Consider the following 15,511-nt stretch of genomic DNA (forward strand, 5'->3'; position numbering starts at 1 on the left):
TATGACGAAATGAAGGAAAAAATGGCTGCGCTGCACGAAGCGGGAGAGTAATTGTCAACCCTCAGCAAGCAAATCAGCTTTCATCAGCACGAAGTCCGTATTTGTCCGCATAGCCTCTTGGCGTGACCATTTTATTTTGAAAAATAAAGGTGCGGCTGTTGCCGATCAGCACCGTGCTCTGCATTCCGATTTCCTCGTCCAGCATCTTGTCTAAGGTGGTCAAGCAGACGCTTTCGTTGCTGCGGCCCGCGCCGGAAACGATGCCGACCGGGGTTGCGGGCGAACGGTGTTCCAGCATGATTTCTCTCGCCCGGACGATTTGGCCGGTGCGCCTGCCGGACTTGGGATTGTACAGCACAGTAACAAAATCAGCCATTGCAGCGGCTTGCAGGCGTTTTTCAATCAGCGGCCACGGGGTCATCAGATCGGACAGGCTGACTGCGGCGAAATCGTGCATCAGCGGCGCACCCAGCAGGGCGGCGCAGGCATTGAGGGCGGCAATGCCGGGGATGATCTCAATCCGGCAGGTGCTGCCTGTTTCCTGCGCCAGCTCATAAACCAGCCCAGCCATTGCGTAAATACCGGGATCGCCGCCGCAGATCAGCGCAACGTTGCGCCCCTGCTCCGCCAAAGCCAAGGCCCGACGGCAGCGGTCAATCTCCTGCATCATCGCGGAGTTGAGCTGCTGCTGCTCCGGGCGGAGCAACTGGGCGATCAGCTCCAAATAGGTGCGGTAGCCAGCCACGATCTCGGCCTGCTCAATGGCCAGCCGAGCGCGAGGGGAAATCAAATCAGCCGCGCCGGGGCCAATGCCAACCACGCTGAGTATGCCTGTTGCAGCTGCTTGTTCGCGCATGAAAAAATTATCCAAGAGGTTCAGTAGATATCATCCTGATGCCGGACAATGTTGCCCTTGACCAAGTAGATGACATCTTCGGCGATATTGGTGGTGTGATCGGCGATGCGCTCCAAATACCGGGAAACGCTGAGGTAAGTGAGAAGCTGGGAGACATGCTGCGGCTTCTTGACCAGCTCTTCCGCAACCGTGCGATAGACGGCGGCGTGAATCGCGTCCACTGCGTCGTCTGAAGCGCAGACCTGCACGGCCAGCTCCATGTCCAGATTGATCAGCGCATCCAAGCTCTGTTTGAGCATTTTCTGCACCGCTTGCGACATGGTGCTGAAGTCGAAGGGAAAATCAACCGGCTCCTGCTCGACCAGAACGATGGCCCGCTCGGTGGCATCAACCGCCAGATCGCCGATCCGCTCCAGATCGTTGTTCATTTTCAGGATGGCGATGATCATGCGCAGGTCAACCGCCATCGGCTGATGCAGAGCCAGCACCTTCAGGCACTCCTCCTCCAAGTCAACCTCCATCAGGTCAACAGCCACGTCGCCGTCAATGACCTTCTGGGCCAGCTCGCTGTCCCGGTTGACGATGCTTTTCACCGCCAAGTCCACCTGTTCCTCGACAATCGCGCCGATAGCCAGCAGGCGTTTTTTAATTTTCTGGATTTTCCGATGCAGAATCATCCTTCTATTCTCCTCTGCTCATGGAGCAGCTTGGTTCGCGGCCTTCTTTCATACAGCATAGCAGACTGCGCTGCGCTTGTTCAACCAAAACGGCCCGTGATGTAATCTTCCGTCTGCTTCTGCTTCGGATTGGTGAACAGCTCTCTGGTCAGGCCATATTCAACAATATGGCCTTTATAGAAAAAGGCGGTGAAATCGGAGATGCGCGCCGCCTGCTGCATACTGTGGGTGACAATGGCGATGGTGAAATTGCCTTTCAGCGACTCGGCCAGCTCCTCCACCTTGCGCGTGGCGACTGGATCAATGGCGGAAGTCGGCTCGTCCATGAGCAGGATTTCCGGCTCCAAGGCGATAGTGCGGGCAATGCAGAGCCGCTGCTGCTGGCCGCCGGAGAGCGCGATGCCGGGCTTGTCTAATTTGTCCTTCACCTCGTCAAAGAGGGCAGCTTTTTTCAATGCGGATTCCACCCGGCCATTCAGCTCGCTCTTCGGCATTTTGAAATGCAGGCGCAGGCCGTAAGCGACATTCTCAAAGACGCTGAGGGGAAACGGGGTCGGCTTTTGAAAAATCATGCCTACGCGTCGGCGCAGCTCGATCAAATCGGTGCCGGGATCAAGCAGGTTTTTGCCATCTAAAAGCACCTCGCCTTCAGCCCGCTGATTGCCGTACAGCTCAAAGATGCGGTTGTAGATGCGAATGTGCGTGGATTTGCCGCAACCCGACGGCCCGATGATCGCGGTGATTTTCCCTTCAGCGATGTCTAAGTTGTTCTCGAACAGGGCCTGATGCTCGCCGTAGTAGAAATTCAGATTGCGGGCCGAGATTTTGGCCGGAGCCGCCGCGTCCTGCTCCTCTTCCTCCCGGAAATGATGCAGGAATGCGTCAATCCGCACCTTGTCGTCATCATCCTCTTCTTCCACTTCGGCGGCGCGGCGCAGCAGCCGCTCGGCGGCATCCGTGGCAGCAGTCATTTCTTTTTTTCCTCCACAATAATAAAACGCGCCGTCAGGTCAAGCAGCAGCACGGTGATGGCGTAACGCCGGAAAGTAAGTCAGCCTCTGATTTCAGCTTGCAGAGGCACATCCTGTATGGTCTGACAGCGCGGGCTTTCTGCAAAACGAAAGCCCAAAGCATGGCAATGCGCTTCAGCCGCTTCGGAGTACGCAAGCAGGTCATTGTGGTATTGCTCGGAAAGCCGTTCACGGGCAGCATGGATTTCCGCAACGACAGGGTCAGCAGGATTCATGGCAGAGCCTCCATCAGCTCAAAAGGTGTCACCAGCTCAGGCAGTTTATATCCCTTGGCGGCGCACAGGCCGCGCATCACCGGCAGTTGCGACGGATTGGCAATATGGGTGCAGTTCCACGTCAGCAGAATATCCATCTGATGGTATGCCGCGCAAGCAATGTGCAGCGCGTCAAGCCTTGCTTTCGCAGGCAGACCGCCGCCCATCAGAAGGAACTCGGCCAATGCCGGGATTGCCGGAGTGATTGGCAGCAACGGAATCTCGCGCAAGGCATTCAGCCGCAGGGAAGCAGCGTGCGGATCGCCTGCTCCAGCTTCTTCAACCACATAGGGCGAACTGTAGGGTATGGTTGCCAAGCGGCCCTGCTCCCACCACGCCTTGGTGATCTGCTGGCACGCGGAACGCACCAAATCTTTGCTCGGTCGCGAGGTGAGATAGCTGACTATGGATGTTTCTATGTAGATTCGAGTCGGCATTTTCTGACGGACCTATTTTTTCTTCCCGCCCACAATCAGCCGCGCTGTCAGATTCAGCAGCAGCACGGTGATCATGATAACCAAAGATGCTCCCCACGCCACCCGGTTCCAGTCGTCATACGGCGACATGGCGTATTGATAAATGGTGACAGTCAGGTTGGCGACCGGCTCGTTCAGCGACTTCAGCATGTAGGGACTGTTAAGGGCGGTGAAGAGCAGCGGCGCGGTTTCGCCGCTCACTCTGGCCACCGAGAGCAGCACGCCGGTGATCAGCCCGGATTTAGCCGCCCGGAAGAGGATGCTCAGAGTCGCCATCCAGCGCGGATTGCCAATGGCCAAGGCAGCCTCACGCAGGGCGTTGGGCACCATGCTCAACATATCTTCGGTGGTGCGGGCTACGACCGGGAACATCAGGATGGCCAAGGAGACCCCGCCTGCGAGGCCGGAGAAGCGGCCAAAGGGAAAGACGAGGATTGAATAAACGAAAAGGCCGATGATGATCGAGGGGATGCCCATCAGCACGTTGACCGTGAAGCGCACCCATGCGCCAAGTCGGGTGTGCTTGCCGAACTCTGCCAGATACACCCCGGCCAGCACGCCGGTTGGCACGCCGATCAGGATGGCGATGCTGGTCATCAGCACCGTGCCGATGATGGCGTTCATCACGCCGCCGCCTTCCATGCCCGGCGGCGTGGGCAGCTTGATGAAGAAGTCCCAGCTGATTGCTGCCACACCGCGCTGAATAACCACAAACAATATCCAGCCGAGAAAGAAGATGCCGAGCAAAGCCGCGCCAAAGGACACGGCCTTGACTGTGAAATCAAGCAGCTTGCGGCCTTTGTCCGAACGAGGAGTCATAACAGGTCGCCTCCCATCTTTTTCTTCACCCGTTTCAGCCAGAGCTGTGTCACCACTTGCAGGCCGAAGGTCATCAGGAAAAGCACTAAGCCCAGCTCCATCAAGGCACTCATGTACAAAGGATCAGCAGCTTCAGCGAATTCATTAGCCAAGCGAGAGGCAATGCTGTTGCCCGCTTGGAACAGAGAAAGGTAAATATCGCTGCTGTTGCCGATGACAAAGGTGACAGCCATCGTTTCGCCAATGGCCCGGCCCATACCCAGCAGGCAGGCACCGATCATGCCCTGAATGCCGTAGCGGATGGTCACGTCTTTGGTCACTTCCCACGTGGTCGCGCCTATGCCGTAGCCCGCCTCTTTCATCACGTCAGGCACCATCGCAAACACGTCGCGCATCACCGTGCTGATGAAGGGCAGGATCATCAAAGCCAGGATGATGCCTGCGGTCAGCATCCCGATGCCCATTTTCGGGCCTTTGAACAGCGGCACAAAGCTGAGATATTTGCCTAAGAGCGGCTGGACATGCTCGGCCATGAACGGCGCGAAGACGAACAGGCCCCACATGCCGTAGATGATGCTCGGCACAGCGGCGAGCAGCTCAATCGCGCTGCCGACCACTGCGCTGACCTTGGGCGGGGCTAATTCGACGAGAAACAGGGCGATGACCATGCTCAGAGGCACGGCCAAAAGCATGGCGATGGCCGTGGACAGCAGCGTGCCGTAGATGCTGCTCAGTGCGCCGAATTCGTTGCTGACCGGATCCCAGGCCTTGGAGAAGAGAAAGCCTATGCCTGCGTGGCGGATGGAGGGCAGCGAATTCCAGAGCAATGAAGAGAAGATGCCCGCCATGACGATCAGCACCAGCGCGGCGCAGGCGGCGGTGATGCCCCGGAAGATCAGATCGGTGCTGCGGCTGGTCTTCCAGCCTTGGTGCCGTTCAATTTGGCCGTGATGATGCTCCATGCTCGTTCTCAAAAAAACAGATTGCGGACAGAAATCCCCACTCCAGCCCGTTTGCCGCGCTGCCGTTACAGTCCGCCGGACCATAGTGCTTAGGTCCGGCGGACTGTAACGCTTAGGTCGCTCCGACATAAGTGCTTAGGTCGGAGCGACCTAAGTGCTATGCTCGGAGGGAGCATACCGTTATGCTCTTGGCGACCTAAGCGTTATAATCGGCGCGGCTCAAGTTTTTCCTCTTTCAGGCAGAACAAAAGCTCGTCCAGCTTCATTGAGCGCACCCGTTTGGGCAGCCAATGGTGCTTCTGGATCAGGTAATAATGCACAGCCTCCAAGCCGGAAACCTGCTCGTACTTCTCCCGCTTGGCCAGCTTGTCGCCAAGTTCCGCCAGCATCTGCACATTGATGACAGGTGGTGCGCCCTTGTTTTCAGAAGCCTGCTCGGCCTCGTCATGAACCTTCTTGCTCTTGCTCATCTTAGCCACCATCAATTCGCAGGCCAGACCGGTTTGCCGTCAGCGGCGATTTCCTTGGCCCAGACAGCCTCAACCATCTGCACCACGTTGTCCGGCATGGCCACATAATGCAGCTTCTCGGCGGTCTCCTTGCCGTGCTTGTAAGCCCAGTCAAAGAACTTGAACATGGCACTGGCGGTTTCCGCTTTGGCCTGCTGTTTCTGCACTAAAATATACGATGCGCCGGTGATCGGCCAGCTCTCTTTGCCCGGCTGATCAGTCAGAAAGAGCGCGAAGCCCTGCTCCGGCTTCCACGCCGCATTGACCGCCGCCGCTTGGAACGAGGCCACAGACGGCGCAACTTCGCCGCCGTCACGGTTGAGCAGCTTGACGAAGCTCATCTTGCCCTGCACGGCGTAGGCGTATTCCACATAGCCAATGGAGCCGCTGATCTGCCGCACCTGCGCGGCCACGCCTTCATTGCCCTTTGCGCCCACGCCGACCGGCCAGTTGACGGTCTTGCCCACGCCGACATCCTCTTTCCAGCGCACAGACACCTTGGCTAAATAGTCAGTGAAGATGTTGGTGGTGCCGGAGCCGTCCGAACGGCGCACCACAGTGATGTCCTTGTCCGGCAGGCTGATCCCCTTGTTCAGCCCGGCAATGGCAGGATCATTCCATTTCGTGACTCTGCCAAGGAAAATATCAGCCAGCACGGCGTTGCTCAAGGTCATTCCGCCTGCCGCAACGCCTTCCACATTGACCACAGGCACCACGCCGCCCATGATCATGGGAAACTGCACCAAATTGGACTCATTCAGCTGGCTTTTCTGCAAGGGCGCATCGCTGGCCCCGAAATCAACGGTCTTGGCTTTAATCTGAGCAATGCCGCCGCCCGAACCGATGGACTGGTAATTGACCTGAACTTTCGTCAGCTCTTTGTACTGATACGCCCATTGCGCATACACCGGGGCCGGGAAGGACGCGCCTGCGCCGTTCAGGCTTTGCGCTCCAGCCGGAGCAGTGTTCAGAGCGGCGAGCGCGATGGCTGCTGCCGCTGTCCAACGGAATGCCTGCAATTTCATGGTGAGGTTTCCTCGCTTGGGTTAGGCTGCTTTTTCCTACGATAAACGACTTAGGGTTCCGCTTCAATGTTTTTCGCAGGACAAGATAGCCAGGCTCTGTTAGGGAAATATTAGGGCGGATGAAAAAATGCTCTAAACAGGAGTTACGCGGTTGGAAAAAACAGGGTAACATAGGCATTCCGCAGCCAGTATTTGGAGCGCAGCTTTTTTCTTGCATGATTACATCATACTATGTTGCAGCCATCTTCTTCTCATCATTCTGACCAGACCGCATGCCGTTTAGTAAACGGCTCAGAACGCTGGATCACCGCAGTGCCCTTTGCCGACACGGAAATCTTGCGCATCGCCCCGGAAGCCCTGCGCGAGCTGGCCCGTGCGGCTCTGCGCGAAGTCTCCTTTTTCCTTCGGCCTGAGCACAACCGGCAGGTGGCGGCCATTCTCGACGATCCTGCGGCCTCGGCCAACGACCGCGCTGTGGCTTTGGCTCTGCTCCGCAATGCCGAGATCAGCGCGCAGGGCGTGCTGCCGCTTTGCCAAGACACGGGCACGGCCATTGTTGTCGCTAAAAAAGGGCAGCAGATATGGACCGGCTGCGACGACGCGGCCTGGCTTTCCGCCGGAATCGCCGCCGCCTACGCTGAGGAGAACCTGCGCTATTCGCAGACCGCTGCCCTCAGCATGTACGAGGAGGTCAACACCGGCACCAACCTGCCTGCGCAAATTGACATCGAGGCCGTGCCGGGCGACGAATACCGCTTCCTCTTCATGGCCAAGGGCGGCGGCAGCGCAAACAAAACCTTTTTGTATCAAGAGACTAAGGCGGTGCTCAATCCGACTGCGCTCAAACGCTTTTTGGTGGAAAAGATGAAGACGCTGGGCACCGCCGCCTGTCCGCCGTACCATCTCGCCTTTGTCATCGGCGGCACGAGCGCGGAAATGACCCTCAAGACCGTCAAGCTGGCGAGCGCGAAATACTTGGACAGCTTGCCGACAATCGGCAACGCGCAGGGGCAGGCTTTCCGCGATCTGGAACTGGAGCAGGAGCTGCTGGCGGCGGCGCAGGCCTGCGGCATCGGGGCGCAGTTCGGCGGTAAATACTTTGCCCATGACGTGCGGGTGATACGCCTGCCGCGTCACGGTGCCTCCTGCCCGATTGGCATGGGTGTGTCCTGCGCCGCCGACCGCAACCTGAAGGCGAAGTTAGACCGCAGCGGCATTTGGCTTGAGCAGCTTGACCACGAGCCAGGCAAACTGATTCCGGCACATTTGCGCGGAGGAAGGGACGAGGGCGCAACGCGGATTGATCTCAATCAGCCAATGGCGGCCATTCTCGCCCAGTTGGACAGGCTGCCTGTGGCGGCGCAGGTGCTGCTCAACGGCCCGCTCATCGTCGGGCGGGACATCGCTCATGCCAAATGGAAGGAGCTGCTTGAGCAGGGCCTGCCGCTGCCGGACTATTTGAGGCGGCATCCGGTTTATTACGCCGGCCCAGCCAAAACCCCGCCGGGCATGGCCTCCGGCTCCTTCGGCCCGACCACTGCCGGGCGCATGGACGACTACGTTGATTTGCTGCAAAAAAACGGCGGCTCGCTGGTGATGATCGCCAAGGGCAACCGCTCGCCGCAGGTGACGCAGGCCTGCAAGGCGAACGGCGGCTTCTATCTCGGCTCCATCGGCGGGCCTGCCGCGCTGCTGGCGCAGGACTGCATCCGCAAGGTCGAATGCCTTGATTTCCCGGAGCTGGGCATGGAGGCGGTCTGGCGGATTGAGGTCGAGGATTTCCCCGTCTTCGTGCTGGTGGACAACAAGGGCAATGATTTTTTTCGGCAGTTTTCCTGACAAAATTCAACACAGCGGAACAACGACTATGCTCAAGACCATTTGCTCCGGCCTGCTGCTGGCCGCCCTCGCTTGCCTCACGCCATCCTCCGGCCATGCCGCGCACGGCGTGTCCATTGACGGCAAACTGAACTATCCTGCCGGGTTTGATCATTTTGCCTATGCCTCGCCAGCGGCGAAGAAGGGAGGCGGCCTCGTGCTGCACGACATCGGCAGCTTTGACAAGATGAACCCCTTCACCCTGAAAGGCACGCCGCCGTTCGGACTGGACAGCTTTGTTTTCGAGACGCTGGCTGTGAGCAGCTTGGACGAGCCGTTCGCCGCTTATGGCCTGATCGCCAAAGACATTGAGGTGGCGGCGGACAAAAAATCGGTCACCTACACCCTTGACGAGCGGGCCAAATTTTCCGACGGCAGCCCGGTGACGGCGGAGGATGTCAAGTTCTCCCTCGACACTCTGAAAAGCGACAAAGCGCATCCTTCTTACCAGATTTACTATCAGGACATCAGCGGCGCGGAAATTTTGGCACCGCTGAAAATCCGCTTCAATTTCGCCAAGGTCAACCGCGAGCTGCACATGATCGCCTCGCAGCTGCCGGTGCTGAACAAGAAGTTTTATGAGCAGAACGGCTTCGGCGAGGGCGCGAAAGGCGACCCCATGCTGCCGCCGGTCGGCTCCGGGCCGTACATCGTCAAGGAGGTCAATCCGGGCAAGACCATCACGTATGCCCGCAACCCGAAGTACTGGGCCGCTGACCACCCGGCCCGCAAAGGCATGTTCAACTTCGACACGGTCACGATCAAATATTTTAAAGATCAGGTGGTTGCCGTGGAGGCCTTCAAGGCGGGCGAGTTCGATTTCATGTGGGTGAACGTGGCCAAGCAGTGGCAGCGCGATCTGACTGGCCGCCTTTTTGACAGCGGCAAGCTGGTGCGGAAGGAGTTTTCGCACCACAACAACGCGGGGATGCAGGGTTTTCTTTTCAACACCAGACGGCCTTTCTTCAGCAGCCGCAACGTCCGGCAGGCACTGGGCTTGGCCTTTGATTTTGAATGGGCCAATGAGTCCCTGTTCTTCAAACAATATACGCGCAACAACTCCTATTTCAGCAACTCCGACTTGGCGGCTGTCGGCCTGCCCGGCGAGGCCGAGCTGAAACTGCTCAAGCCGCTGCACGAGAAATACCCGAACGACATGCCGCCGGAAGTCTTCACGCAGCCATTGGCCGCGCCGAGCACCGTGCCGCCGAACAGCCTGCGCGGCAATCTCAAGCAGGCGCAGCAGCTTTTGGCCGCTGATGGTTGGACGCTTCAAAACGGCGTGCTGACCAAGGACGGCAAACCGTTCGAGTTTGAGATTCTGCTCACTGGCTCCTTTTTCGATCGGATTATGGCGCCGTATGTGAAGAATCTGGAGAAATTGGGCATCAAAGCGAGTTTCCGCACCATTGATCCCGCCATGTACGAGGAGCGGACGAAGAATTTCAATTTTGACATGATTGTCCACAGCGTCGGCCAGTCGCAGTCGCCGGGCAATGAGCAGCGCGACAACTGGGCTTCGGCTTCCGCTGACCGGCAGGGATCGGGCAACTTGGCAGGCATCAAGTCGCCGGTGGTGGACAGTTTAGTGAATTCGCTGATCTACGCCGGAACGCAGGAGGAGCTGACTGCGGCCTGCAAGGCGCTTGACCGGGTGCTCTGGTATGGCCATTACATGGTACCGAACTGGTATCTGGCCTATCACCGGGTGGCCTTTGCCAACAAATTCAAGATGCCGGAAACGCTGCCGCAGTATTACAATCCCTATCAGCTGCTCTGGACGTGGTGGACGGAGGAGGGGAAGTGATCAGCCTATCCCTGCCTGATCTGGCTGCAACGGCGGAGCTGGGCCGCAGGCTGGGCCAGCTCATCCGCAGCGGCGACGTGATCCTGCTCCACGGCGGCCTTGGCGCGGGCAAAACCGCCCTGACCCAGGCCATCGCCGCCGGGCTGGGCGTGCCACCGGAGCAGCATGTCAGCAGCCCGTCCTTCGCCCTGCTGCACGAATACAGCGGAGGCCGCCTGCCGCTCGCGCACCTCGATTTGTGGCGGCTGGCAGGCGAGGATGACGTTGAGGCCGCTGGGCTGCTTGATTACATCGGCGGCCCTGGCCTGACGGTGATTGAATGGCCGGAACGCCTCGGCAGCCTGACTCCGGCGCAGCGGTTGGATGTCTTTTTGGAGGCGGTCAGTGAGCATGGAAGGTTGTGCCGGATGGAAGCGGGAAACAGTTGGGCAGAGCGGCTAAAAAACAATTGATGAGGAGAATTCTATGAATGTGAAGGAAGCAGTTAAAATGGCAAAGGAGTATGTCCTTGATCTTTTTGCAGAGGAAGAGATAAACAACCTTGGCTTAGAAGAAGTTGAGTATGATGACAATACAGAGGAGTGGTTCGTCACGCTTGGCTTCTCGCGTCCGTGGGATGAGCCGCGCAACACGCTTGCCTCTCTTGCTCAGGCGAGCACACCTAACCGCTCGTATAAGATTGTGCGCATCCATAGTGGTTCAGAGCAAGTGAAGGATATCAAGAACTATGCGGTGTCTTCTTGAAGAGAGTTCCGCTCCTCATAGACACCAACCTGCTGGTTCTGTTTGTTGTCGGCATGGCGGATAAGGAGTATATTGCCAAGCACAAAAAGTTGACCGCGTTTACAGTGGAAGACTATGAAATGCTGCTGCGCATTGTTTCACGTGCTTCGGAAGTGCTGGTTACTCCGAATACTCTGACCGAAACTTCCAATTTGGCTGCGTACATTGGCGAGCCTGCGCGGAGCAAGGTGCTGGAAGTGCTGCGTACGGTGAGTAAGAATTCGCAGGAACACTATGTGCCCAGCAGCTTGGCGGCCCAGCGCAGTGAGTTTATCCGGCTGGGCCTTGCGGATGCTGCTCTGCTTGAGGTTGCTGCAAAAAATGTCACACTGCTGACAACTGACTTTGATCTGTACAATGCTGCGCTGGCAAATGGTGTCAGGGCATTGAACTTCAACCATCTGCGTGATCAGTATTTATACTGATTTCCAAGAAGTGTATAATTCATTTCGCACAAATGAACAAAGTCGGCATATTATTATAACTACAAAAGGAGAACACCATGACATGGAAGGAAGCTGTATTGATGGCGATGGAGAACTTGGGCGGCATAGAGGTGAGCAATCAGGCGATTGAGCAGTATATAGGAGCAATCCAGCTGCGTGAGCCTAACGATACCGTGCCAGCGACCATATCCAAGACCCTTGAGGAATTGGCGCGAGAAGGCAAGGTTGAAAAGATACGTCGCGGCGTATGGAGCCTTGCAAGACCAAAGAACATCATCATCGTCGGCGGCGTGGCCGCTGGCCCGAAGGCAGCCTGCCGCCTCAAGCGTCTGCGGCCCGGCTGGAACATCACGGTGGTGGATCAGGATTCCCTGATCTCCTACGGCGGCTGCGGCATTCCGTACTACGTCAGCGGGGATGTGCCCGAAGAGACCGCCCTGCGCTCGACCAGTTTTCACATGGTGCGGGACGAAGCCTTCTTTGAGCAAGCCAAGGGCGTACGTGTGCTCACCCGTACGCGGGCGGTGTCCATTGACCGCCGGGCCAAGAAGATCAAAGTCATGCACATGGAAAGCGGTGAGCAGCGCGAGCTGGTTTACGACAAGCTGCTGCTCGCAACTGGCTCAAAGCCATTTGTTCTGCCCATACCCGGTGCGGAGCTGGACGGCGTGTTCACCATCTCCGATCTGCACAAGGCGGTGGCGATCAAGCAGCGCATCGCGGGCGGCAAGGTGGGCAAGGCGGTGGTCATCGGCGGCGGCGCGATCGGCATTGAGATGGCCGAGGCCCTCACTGATCTGTGGGGGATTGAGACCGCGCTGATTGAGTTCATGCCCCAGCTGCTGCCGCGCATTGTTGATGCCGAGTTTGCGGCAATGCTGAAGAAGCACATGCAGGACAAGGGCGTGGCCATATACACCAGCGAGGGCGCGACGGAAATCGTCAGCGACGGGCAGGGCAGGGCGGTTGCGGTCAAGACTCCAAAGCGCACCTTGGAGGCCGACTTGGTGATCATGGCTGCTGGTGTGCGTCCGCGCAGCGAGCTGGCCAAGGAGGCTGGGCTGGCTGTGGAACCTTGGGGCGGCATCACCGTCAACAGCAGGATGCAGACCAGCGATCCAGACATCTACGCCGCCGGAGACTGCGTCGCGGTGCGCCACCTTGTCACAGGCAAGCAGAGCTTTGCCCCGCTTGGTTCGCTGGCCAATCGCGAAGGCCGGATCGCCGCAGACAACATGGCGGGCGGCTTCAGCACCTTTGACGGCGTGGTCGGCTCCTTTATCATGAAAGCCTTTGAACGCTGCATCGCCGCCACCGGCATCACATACGAAGCCGCCCTGGCTGAGGGCTTTGACGCGGACTGCTCGCTCACTGCGCCTGCTGACCGCGCTCATTTCTTCCCCGGCGTGTCGGCGGTTGTGCTGCAATTGGTCTTCGACCGCCGCAGCCGCCGCGTGCTCGGCCTGCAAGCCTTCGGAGCCATGAACGACTCCATCTCCGCCCGCATTGACGCGGCTGCGGTCATGATCGCCAAGGGCGCGGTGATAGAGGACTTCAGCCTAGCCGAGATGGCCTATTCGCCGCCCTTCTCCTCGGCCATTGACTCGCTCAACGCAGCGGCGTATGTGGCTGACAACCTCTGCGCTGGCCTGCTGCGCAAGGTGGGCATGGCCCGCTTCTTCGCATGGATGGAGGACTTCAGCCGGGAGCCAGACTGGATCGCCCTTGACATCCGCAATGCTAAAGATGCTGATCCCTACATGGCGAAGTTCGGCGCGGACAAATGGCTGGCCGTGCCTTACCCGGAGCTGCGGGCGCGGCATGAGGAAATCCCGGCGGACAAGACCTTGATCATTCTCTGCGACGCAGGCACGCGCTCCTACGAGGCGCAAGTCTTCCTCGACCACATCGGCAAGGGCAACAGCTTGGTTCTCAGCGGCGGCTTCAATGTCATCCGCAGGCTTGGCGCGGACTGGCTGCTGAAGTAATAATGCAATTATTGTGGGCGTATTGTGCAGAAACAGGCCGGAGTTCTGAGGATGCTGTTCTAAAGTAAAAAGCCCCGCAAAAGGAAAAGGGAGTCAGCTTTTTCAAGCTGACTCCCTGAATCTTCCTGGTGACCCCAAGGGGAATCGAACCCCTGCTTACGACGTGAGAGGCCGCTGTCCTAACCGCTAGACGATGGGGCCTAATCGGTGAAGCAATATTTACACGATACGCCGGTTCCTGTCAAGCCTCTTTTGCATCTTTTTCCGCCGGCGCCGGAAGTCTGCCGAACAGCTCCGTGCTCTGGCGCAGCCGTTCGGCCAGCGCGTCGCTGATGAAGCGCGGGGCGCAGCGCCACCGCCAGTTGCCGGTGGCTGTTCCCGGCGTGTTCATCCGGCAGTCATTGCCGAAGCCGAGCACATCCTGCATGGGCAAAATGCAGAGCGCGGCGGGCGAGGACATGGCCAATGACATCAAGTCCTCATGAAAGCGGGCCGCCTCGTCGTCGCTGCGGTTGGCATAGCTCTTAGCCTGCCGCTTGGCTGTCGCCGCAACCTCGCCGCTCAGATACCAGCCCACGGCGGTGTCGTTGTCGTGAGTGCCGGTGTACACCACGCAATTTCTCGGCATGTTGTGCGGCAGATAGGCGTTTTCCGGCCTGCCGTCAAAGGCGAAGAGCAGGATTTTCATGCCAGGGAAGCCCATGCCGTCGCGCAGCTCCTCCACTTCTGGGGTGATCACGCCGAGGTCTTCGGCGATGACCGGCAGGCTGCCTATGCGTTTTTCCATCTCCTTGAAAAACCGCAGGCCGGGGCCTTTCTGCCAGCCGCCGTTCATCGCCGTTTCTTCTTTGGCCGGAACCGCCCAATAGGCCTCAAAGCCCCGGAAATGGTCAATGCGGATCACGTCCACAACGGCCAGCACCGCCCGCAGCCGCTGCTCCCACCAGTCCAGCAGCCGCTCTTTCACGCCGGGTGTGCGGCTGTGCCATCTGTACAAGGGATTTCCCCAGAGCTGGCCGGTTTTGCTGAAATAATCCGGCGGCACACCGGCGACGTGGGTCGGGCGGCCTGTTTTCGGCGAAAGCATGAAAATGTCCTGATCCGCCCAGACATCGGCGGAGTCCAGCGCGACGTAAATAGGCAGATCGCCGATGATGCGGATGCCCTGTGCCGCCGCGTGATTGTGCAGCTCCTGCCATTGGCTGAAGAAAAGATGCTGCTCGAACTGGCAGCGGCGGATGTCCGCCTGAAACTGCCGCTCCGCCGCCGCAATGGCCTCCGGCTGGCGCAGACGCAGCTCTTCCGGCCAGTCGAACCAGCCCTGCTGGTTGAAATGCCGCTTCAGGGCGACAAAAAGGCTGTAATTGCGCAGCCAGAAATGCTGGGCGGTCAGCTCGGCAAAAAACGCCTCCTGCTGCTCTTCGTTGTTGGCGCGCAGAAAATTCTGCCACGCCCGTTCCAGCACCTGCTCCTTCCATGCTGTGACCGCCTCGAAATGGACTAAATATTCCGAGAACTCGACGGACAAGGGCGGCAGTTCCTCCTGCCGCAGCCAGCCGTCGCGGACGAGCAGCTCCGGGCTGATCAGAAGCGGATTGCCGGCAAAAGCCGAGCCGCTCATATAGGGCGAGTTGCCGAAGGCCGGGCTGACCGGCACCAGCGGCAGCACCTGCCAGCAGCTCTGGCCGCTGCGGGCGAGAAAATCAATAAAAGCATGGCTGGCCGGGCCGAGATCGCCGATGCCGTATGGGCTGGGCAGGGAGGAGATGTGCAGGAGCACGCCGGAGGCTCTGGCGGCGAGAGAGTTTTGTTCTTTCATTGCGGTCTCTTGGCAGAAGATGGAAAGGGCCGGGCAGGCGGCCCGGCGGCGGATGATGCAAAACGGCATCGAAAAAACTTGCTTTGCTTTTTTTCTCAGAATGCACTATATAATATAATCTTATTCATTTCAAAAGCGGACGCAAAGCGCGTCTTTTTTTTTGCGCTGAAAACATTATCTG

General features: G+C 58.4%; 16 protein-coding genes and 1 tRNA gene. 6 read left to right on the forward strand and 11 right to left on the reverse strand.

The features are described 5' to 3' along the window. Positions 1-73: 73 nt before the first annotated feature. The 9 genes from cobJ to pstS all read right to left on the reverse strand — a co-directional run bounded on the left by cobJ (position 74) and on the right by pstS (position 6,609). The gene (cobJ, locus tag ACNKH6_RS10755) at positions 74-856 is read right to left on the reverse strand and encodes a precorrin-3B C(17)-methyltransferase (RefSeq protein ID WP_417915565.1); all 783 of its coding nucleotides are present in this window, start codon (positions 854-856) and stop codon (positions 74-76) included. 20 nt (positions 857-876) lie between these two features. Next, positions 877-1,533, reverse strand: coding sequence for a phosphate signaling complex protein PhoU (gene phoU / locus ACNKH6_RS10760; RefSeq protein ID WP_417915566.1), 657 nt, complete (start codon positions 1,531-1,533; stop codon positions 877-879). Between the two features lie 80 nt (positions 1,534-1,613). Further along, positions 1,614-2,504, reverse strand: a complete 891-nt coding sequence (gene pstB, locus ACNKH6_RS10765) for a phosphate ABC transporter ATP-binding protein PstB (RefSeq protein WP_417912778.1) — start codon at positions 2,502-2,504, stop codon at positions 1,614-1,616. An 80-nt stretch (positions 2,505-2,584) separates the two neighbouring features. Then, a complete protein-coding gene (locus ACNKH6_RS10770) occupies positions 2,585-2,779 on the reverse strand; it encodes a hypothetical protein (RefSeq protein WP_417915567.1) in 195 nt (64 codons plus the stop codon). Then, the gene (locus ACNKH6_RS10775; RefSeq protein WP_417915568.1) at positions 2,776-3,255 is read right to left on the reverse strand and encodes a type II toxin-antitoxin system VapC family toxin; all 480 of its coding nucleotides are present in this window, start codon (positions 3,253-3,255) and stop codon (positions 2,776-2,778) included. The genes ACNKH6_RS10770 and ACNKH6_RS10775 overlap by 4 nt, the downstream gene beginning before the upstream one ends. Positions 3,256-3,267: 12 nt before the next feature. Further along, complete coding sequence (gene pstA, locus ACNKH6_RS10780) at positions 3,268-4,113, reverse strand: phosphate ABC transporter permease PstA (protein ID WP_417915569.1); 846 nt, start codon at positions 4,111-4,113, stop codon at positions 3,268-3,270. After that, complete coding sequence (gene pstC / locus ACNKH6_RS10785) at positions 4,110-5,075, reverse strand: phosphate ABC transporter permease subunit PstC (RefSeq protein ID WP_417915570.1); 966 nt, start codon at positions 5,073-5,075, stop codon at positions 4,110-4,112. The genes pstA and pstC overlap by 4 nt, the downstream gene beginning before the upstream one ends. 203 nt (positions 5,076-5,278) lie before the next feature. Further along, the gene (locus ACNKH6_RS10790; protein WP_417915571.1) at positions 5,279-5,545 is read right to left on the reverse strand and encodes a hypothetical protein; all 267 of its coding nucleotides are present in this window, start codon (positions 5,543-5,545) and stop codon (positions 5,279-5,281) included. An 11-nt stretch (positions 5,546-5,556) separates the two neighbouring features. Next, on the reverse strand, positions 5,557-6,609 hold the full coding sequence (gene pstS / locus ACNKH6_RS10795) for a phosphate ABC transporter substrate-binding protein PstS (protein ID WP_417915572.1): 1,053 nt from the start codon (positions 6,607-6,609) through the stop codon (positions 5,557-5,559). Between the two features lie 231 nt (positions 6,610-6,840). Between pstS and ACNKH6_RS10800 the strand changes: the two genes are divergently transcribed. The 6 genes from ACNKH6_RS10800 to ACNKH6_RS10825 all read left to right on the forward strand — a co-directional run bounded on the left by ACNKH6_RS10800 (position 6,841) and on the right by ACNKH6_RS10825 (position 13,511). Continuing rightward, positions 6,841-8,448 carry a fumarate hydratase gene (locus ACNKH6_RS10800; RefSeq protein ID WP_417915573.1) on the forward strand — a complete coding sequence of 536 codons (1,608 nt, stop codon included), beginning with the start codon at positions 6,841-6,843 and terminating at the stop codon, positions 8,446-8,448. Between the two features lie 28 nt (positions 8,449-8,476). After that, positions 8,477-10,294 (forward strand): extracellular solute-binding protein, encoded by a 1,818-nt coding sequence (locus ACNKH6_RS10805; RefSeq protein WP_417915574.1) that lies wholly within the window; start codon positions 8,477-8,479, stop codon positions 10,292-10,294. After that, on the forward strand, positions 10,291-10,746 hold the full coding sequence (tsaE, locus tag ACNKH6_RS10810) for a tRNA (adenosine(37)-N6)-threonylcarbamoyltransferase complex ATPase subunit type 1 TsaE (RefSeq protein ID WP_417915575.1): 456 nt from the start codon (positions 10,291-10,293) through the stop codon (positions 10,744-10,746). The genes ACNKH6_RS10805 and tsaE overlap by 4 nt, the downstream gene beginning before the upstream one ends. A gap of 13 nt (positions 10,747-10,759) precedes the next feature. Beyond that, the gene (locus ACNKH6_RS10815) at positions 10,760-11,038 is read left to right on the forward strand and encodes a hypothetical protein (RefSeq protein ID WP_417915576.1); all 279 of its coding nucleotides are present in this window, start codon (positions 10,760-10,762) and stop codon (positions 11,036-11,038) included. Beyond that, entirely contained in the window at positions 11,035-11,502 is a 468-nt protein-coding gene (locus ACNKH6_RS10820) for a PIN domain-containing protein (RefSeq protein ID WP_417915577.1), read from the forward strand. Before ACNKH6_RS10815 ends, ACNKH6_RS10820 begins: the two co-directional genes overlap by 4 nt. 77 nt (positions 11,503-11,579) lie before the next feature. Continuing rightward, positions 11,580-13,511 (forward strand): FAD-dependent oxidoreductase, encoded by a 1,932-nt coding sequence (locus ACNKH6_RS10825; protein WP_417915578.1) that lies wholly within the window; start codon positions 11,580-11,582, stop codon positions 13,509-13,511. A gap of 126 nt (positions 13,512-13,637) precedes the next feature. Here the strand turns inward: ACNKH6_RS10825 and ACNKH6_RS10830 are convergent. Together ACNKH6_RS10830 and malQ are read right to left on the reverse strand one after the other, a co-directional pair. Next, positions 13,638-13,712, reverse strand: a tRNA-Glu gene (locus ACNKH6_RS10830). 40 nt (positions 13,713-13,752) lie between these two features. Then, positions 13,753-15,399, reverse strand: coding sequence for a 4-alpha-glucanotransferase (malQ, locus tag ACNKH6_RS10835; RefSeq protein WP_417915579.1), 1,647 nt, complete (start codon positions 15,397-15,399; stop codon positions 13,753-13,755). Positions 15,400-15,511 lie beyond the last annotated feature (112 nt).

Origin of the sequence: Candidatus Electronema sp. JM (assembly GCF_048287415.1) — a bacterium.
In the GTDB taxonomy this organism is placed as follows: domain Bacteria; phylum Desulfobacterota; class Desulfobulbia; order Desulfobulbales; family Desulfobulbaceae; genus Electronema.

Excerpts from the sequence above, each read along its gene's own strand:
- cobJ (WP_417915565.1), bottom strand. The coding sequence starts at position 856 with ATGCGCGAACAAGCAGCTGCAACAGGCATACTCAGCGTGGTTGGCATT.
- phoU (WP_417915566.1), bottom strand. The coding sequence starts at position 1,533 with ATGATTCTGCATCGGAAAATCCAGAAAATTAAAAAACGCCTGCTGGCT.
- pstB (WP_417912778.1), bottom strand. The coding sequence starts at position 2,504 with ATGACTGCTGCCACGGATGCCGCCGAGCGGCTGCTGCGCCGCGCCGCC.
- ACNKH6_RS10770 (WP_417915567.1), bottom strand. The coding sequence starts at position 2,779 with ATGAATCCTGCTGACCCTGTCGTTGCGGAAATCCATGCTGCCCGTGAA.
- ACNKH6_RS10775 (WP_417915568.1), bottom strand. The coding sequence starts at position 3,255 with ATGCCGACTCGAATCTACATAGAAACATCCATAGTCAGCTATCTCACC.
- pstA (WP_417915569.1), bottom strand. The coding sequence starts at position 4,113 with ATGACTCCTCGTTCGGACAAAGGCCGCAAGCTGCTTGATTTCACAGTC.
- pstC (WP_417915570.1), bottom strand. The coding sequence starts at position 5,075 with ATGGAGCATCATCACGGCCAAATTGAACGGCACCAAGGCTGGAAGACC.
- ACNKH6_RS10790 (WP_417915571.1), bottom strand. The coding sequence starts at position 5,545 with ATGAGCAAGAGCAAGAAGGTTCATGACGAGGCCGAGCAGGCTTCTGAA.
- pstS (WP_417915572.1), bottom strand. The coding sequence starts at position 6,609 with ATGAAATTGCAGGCATTCCGTTGGACAGCGGCAGCAGCCATCGCGCTC.
- ACNKH6_RS10800 (WP_417915573.1), top strand. The coding sequence starts at position 6,841 with ATGTTGCAGCCATCTTCTTCTCATCATTCTGACCAGACCGCATGCCGT.
- ACNKH6_RS10805 (WP_417915574.1), top strand. The coding sequence starts at position 8,477 with ATGCTCAAGACCATTTGCTCCGGCCTGCTGCTGGCCGCCCTCGCTTGC.
- ACNKH6_RS10815 (WP_417915576.1), top strand. The coding sequence starts at position 10,760 with ATGAATGTGAAGGAAGCAGTTAAAATGGCAAAGGAGTATGTCCTTGAT.
- ACNKH6_RS10825 (WP_417915578.1), top strand. The coding sequence starts at position 11,580 with ATGACATGGAAGGAAGCTGTATTGATGGCGATGGAGAACTTGGGCGGC.
- malQ (WP_417915579.1), bottom strand. The coding sequence starts at position 15,399 with ATGCCGTTTTGCATCATCCGCCGCCGGGCCGCCTGCCCGGCCCTTTCC.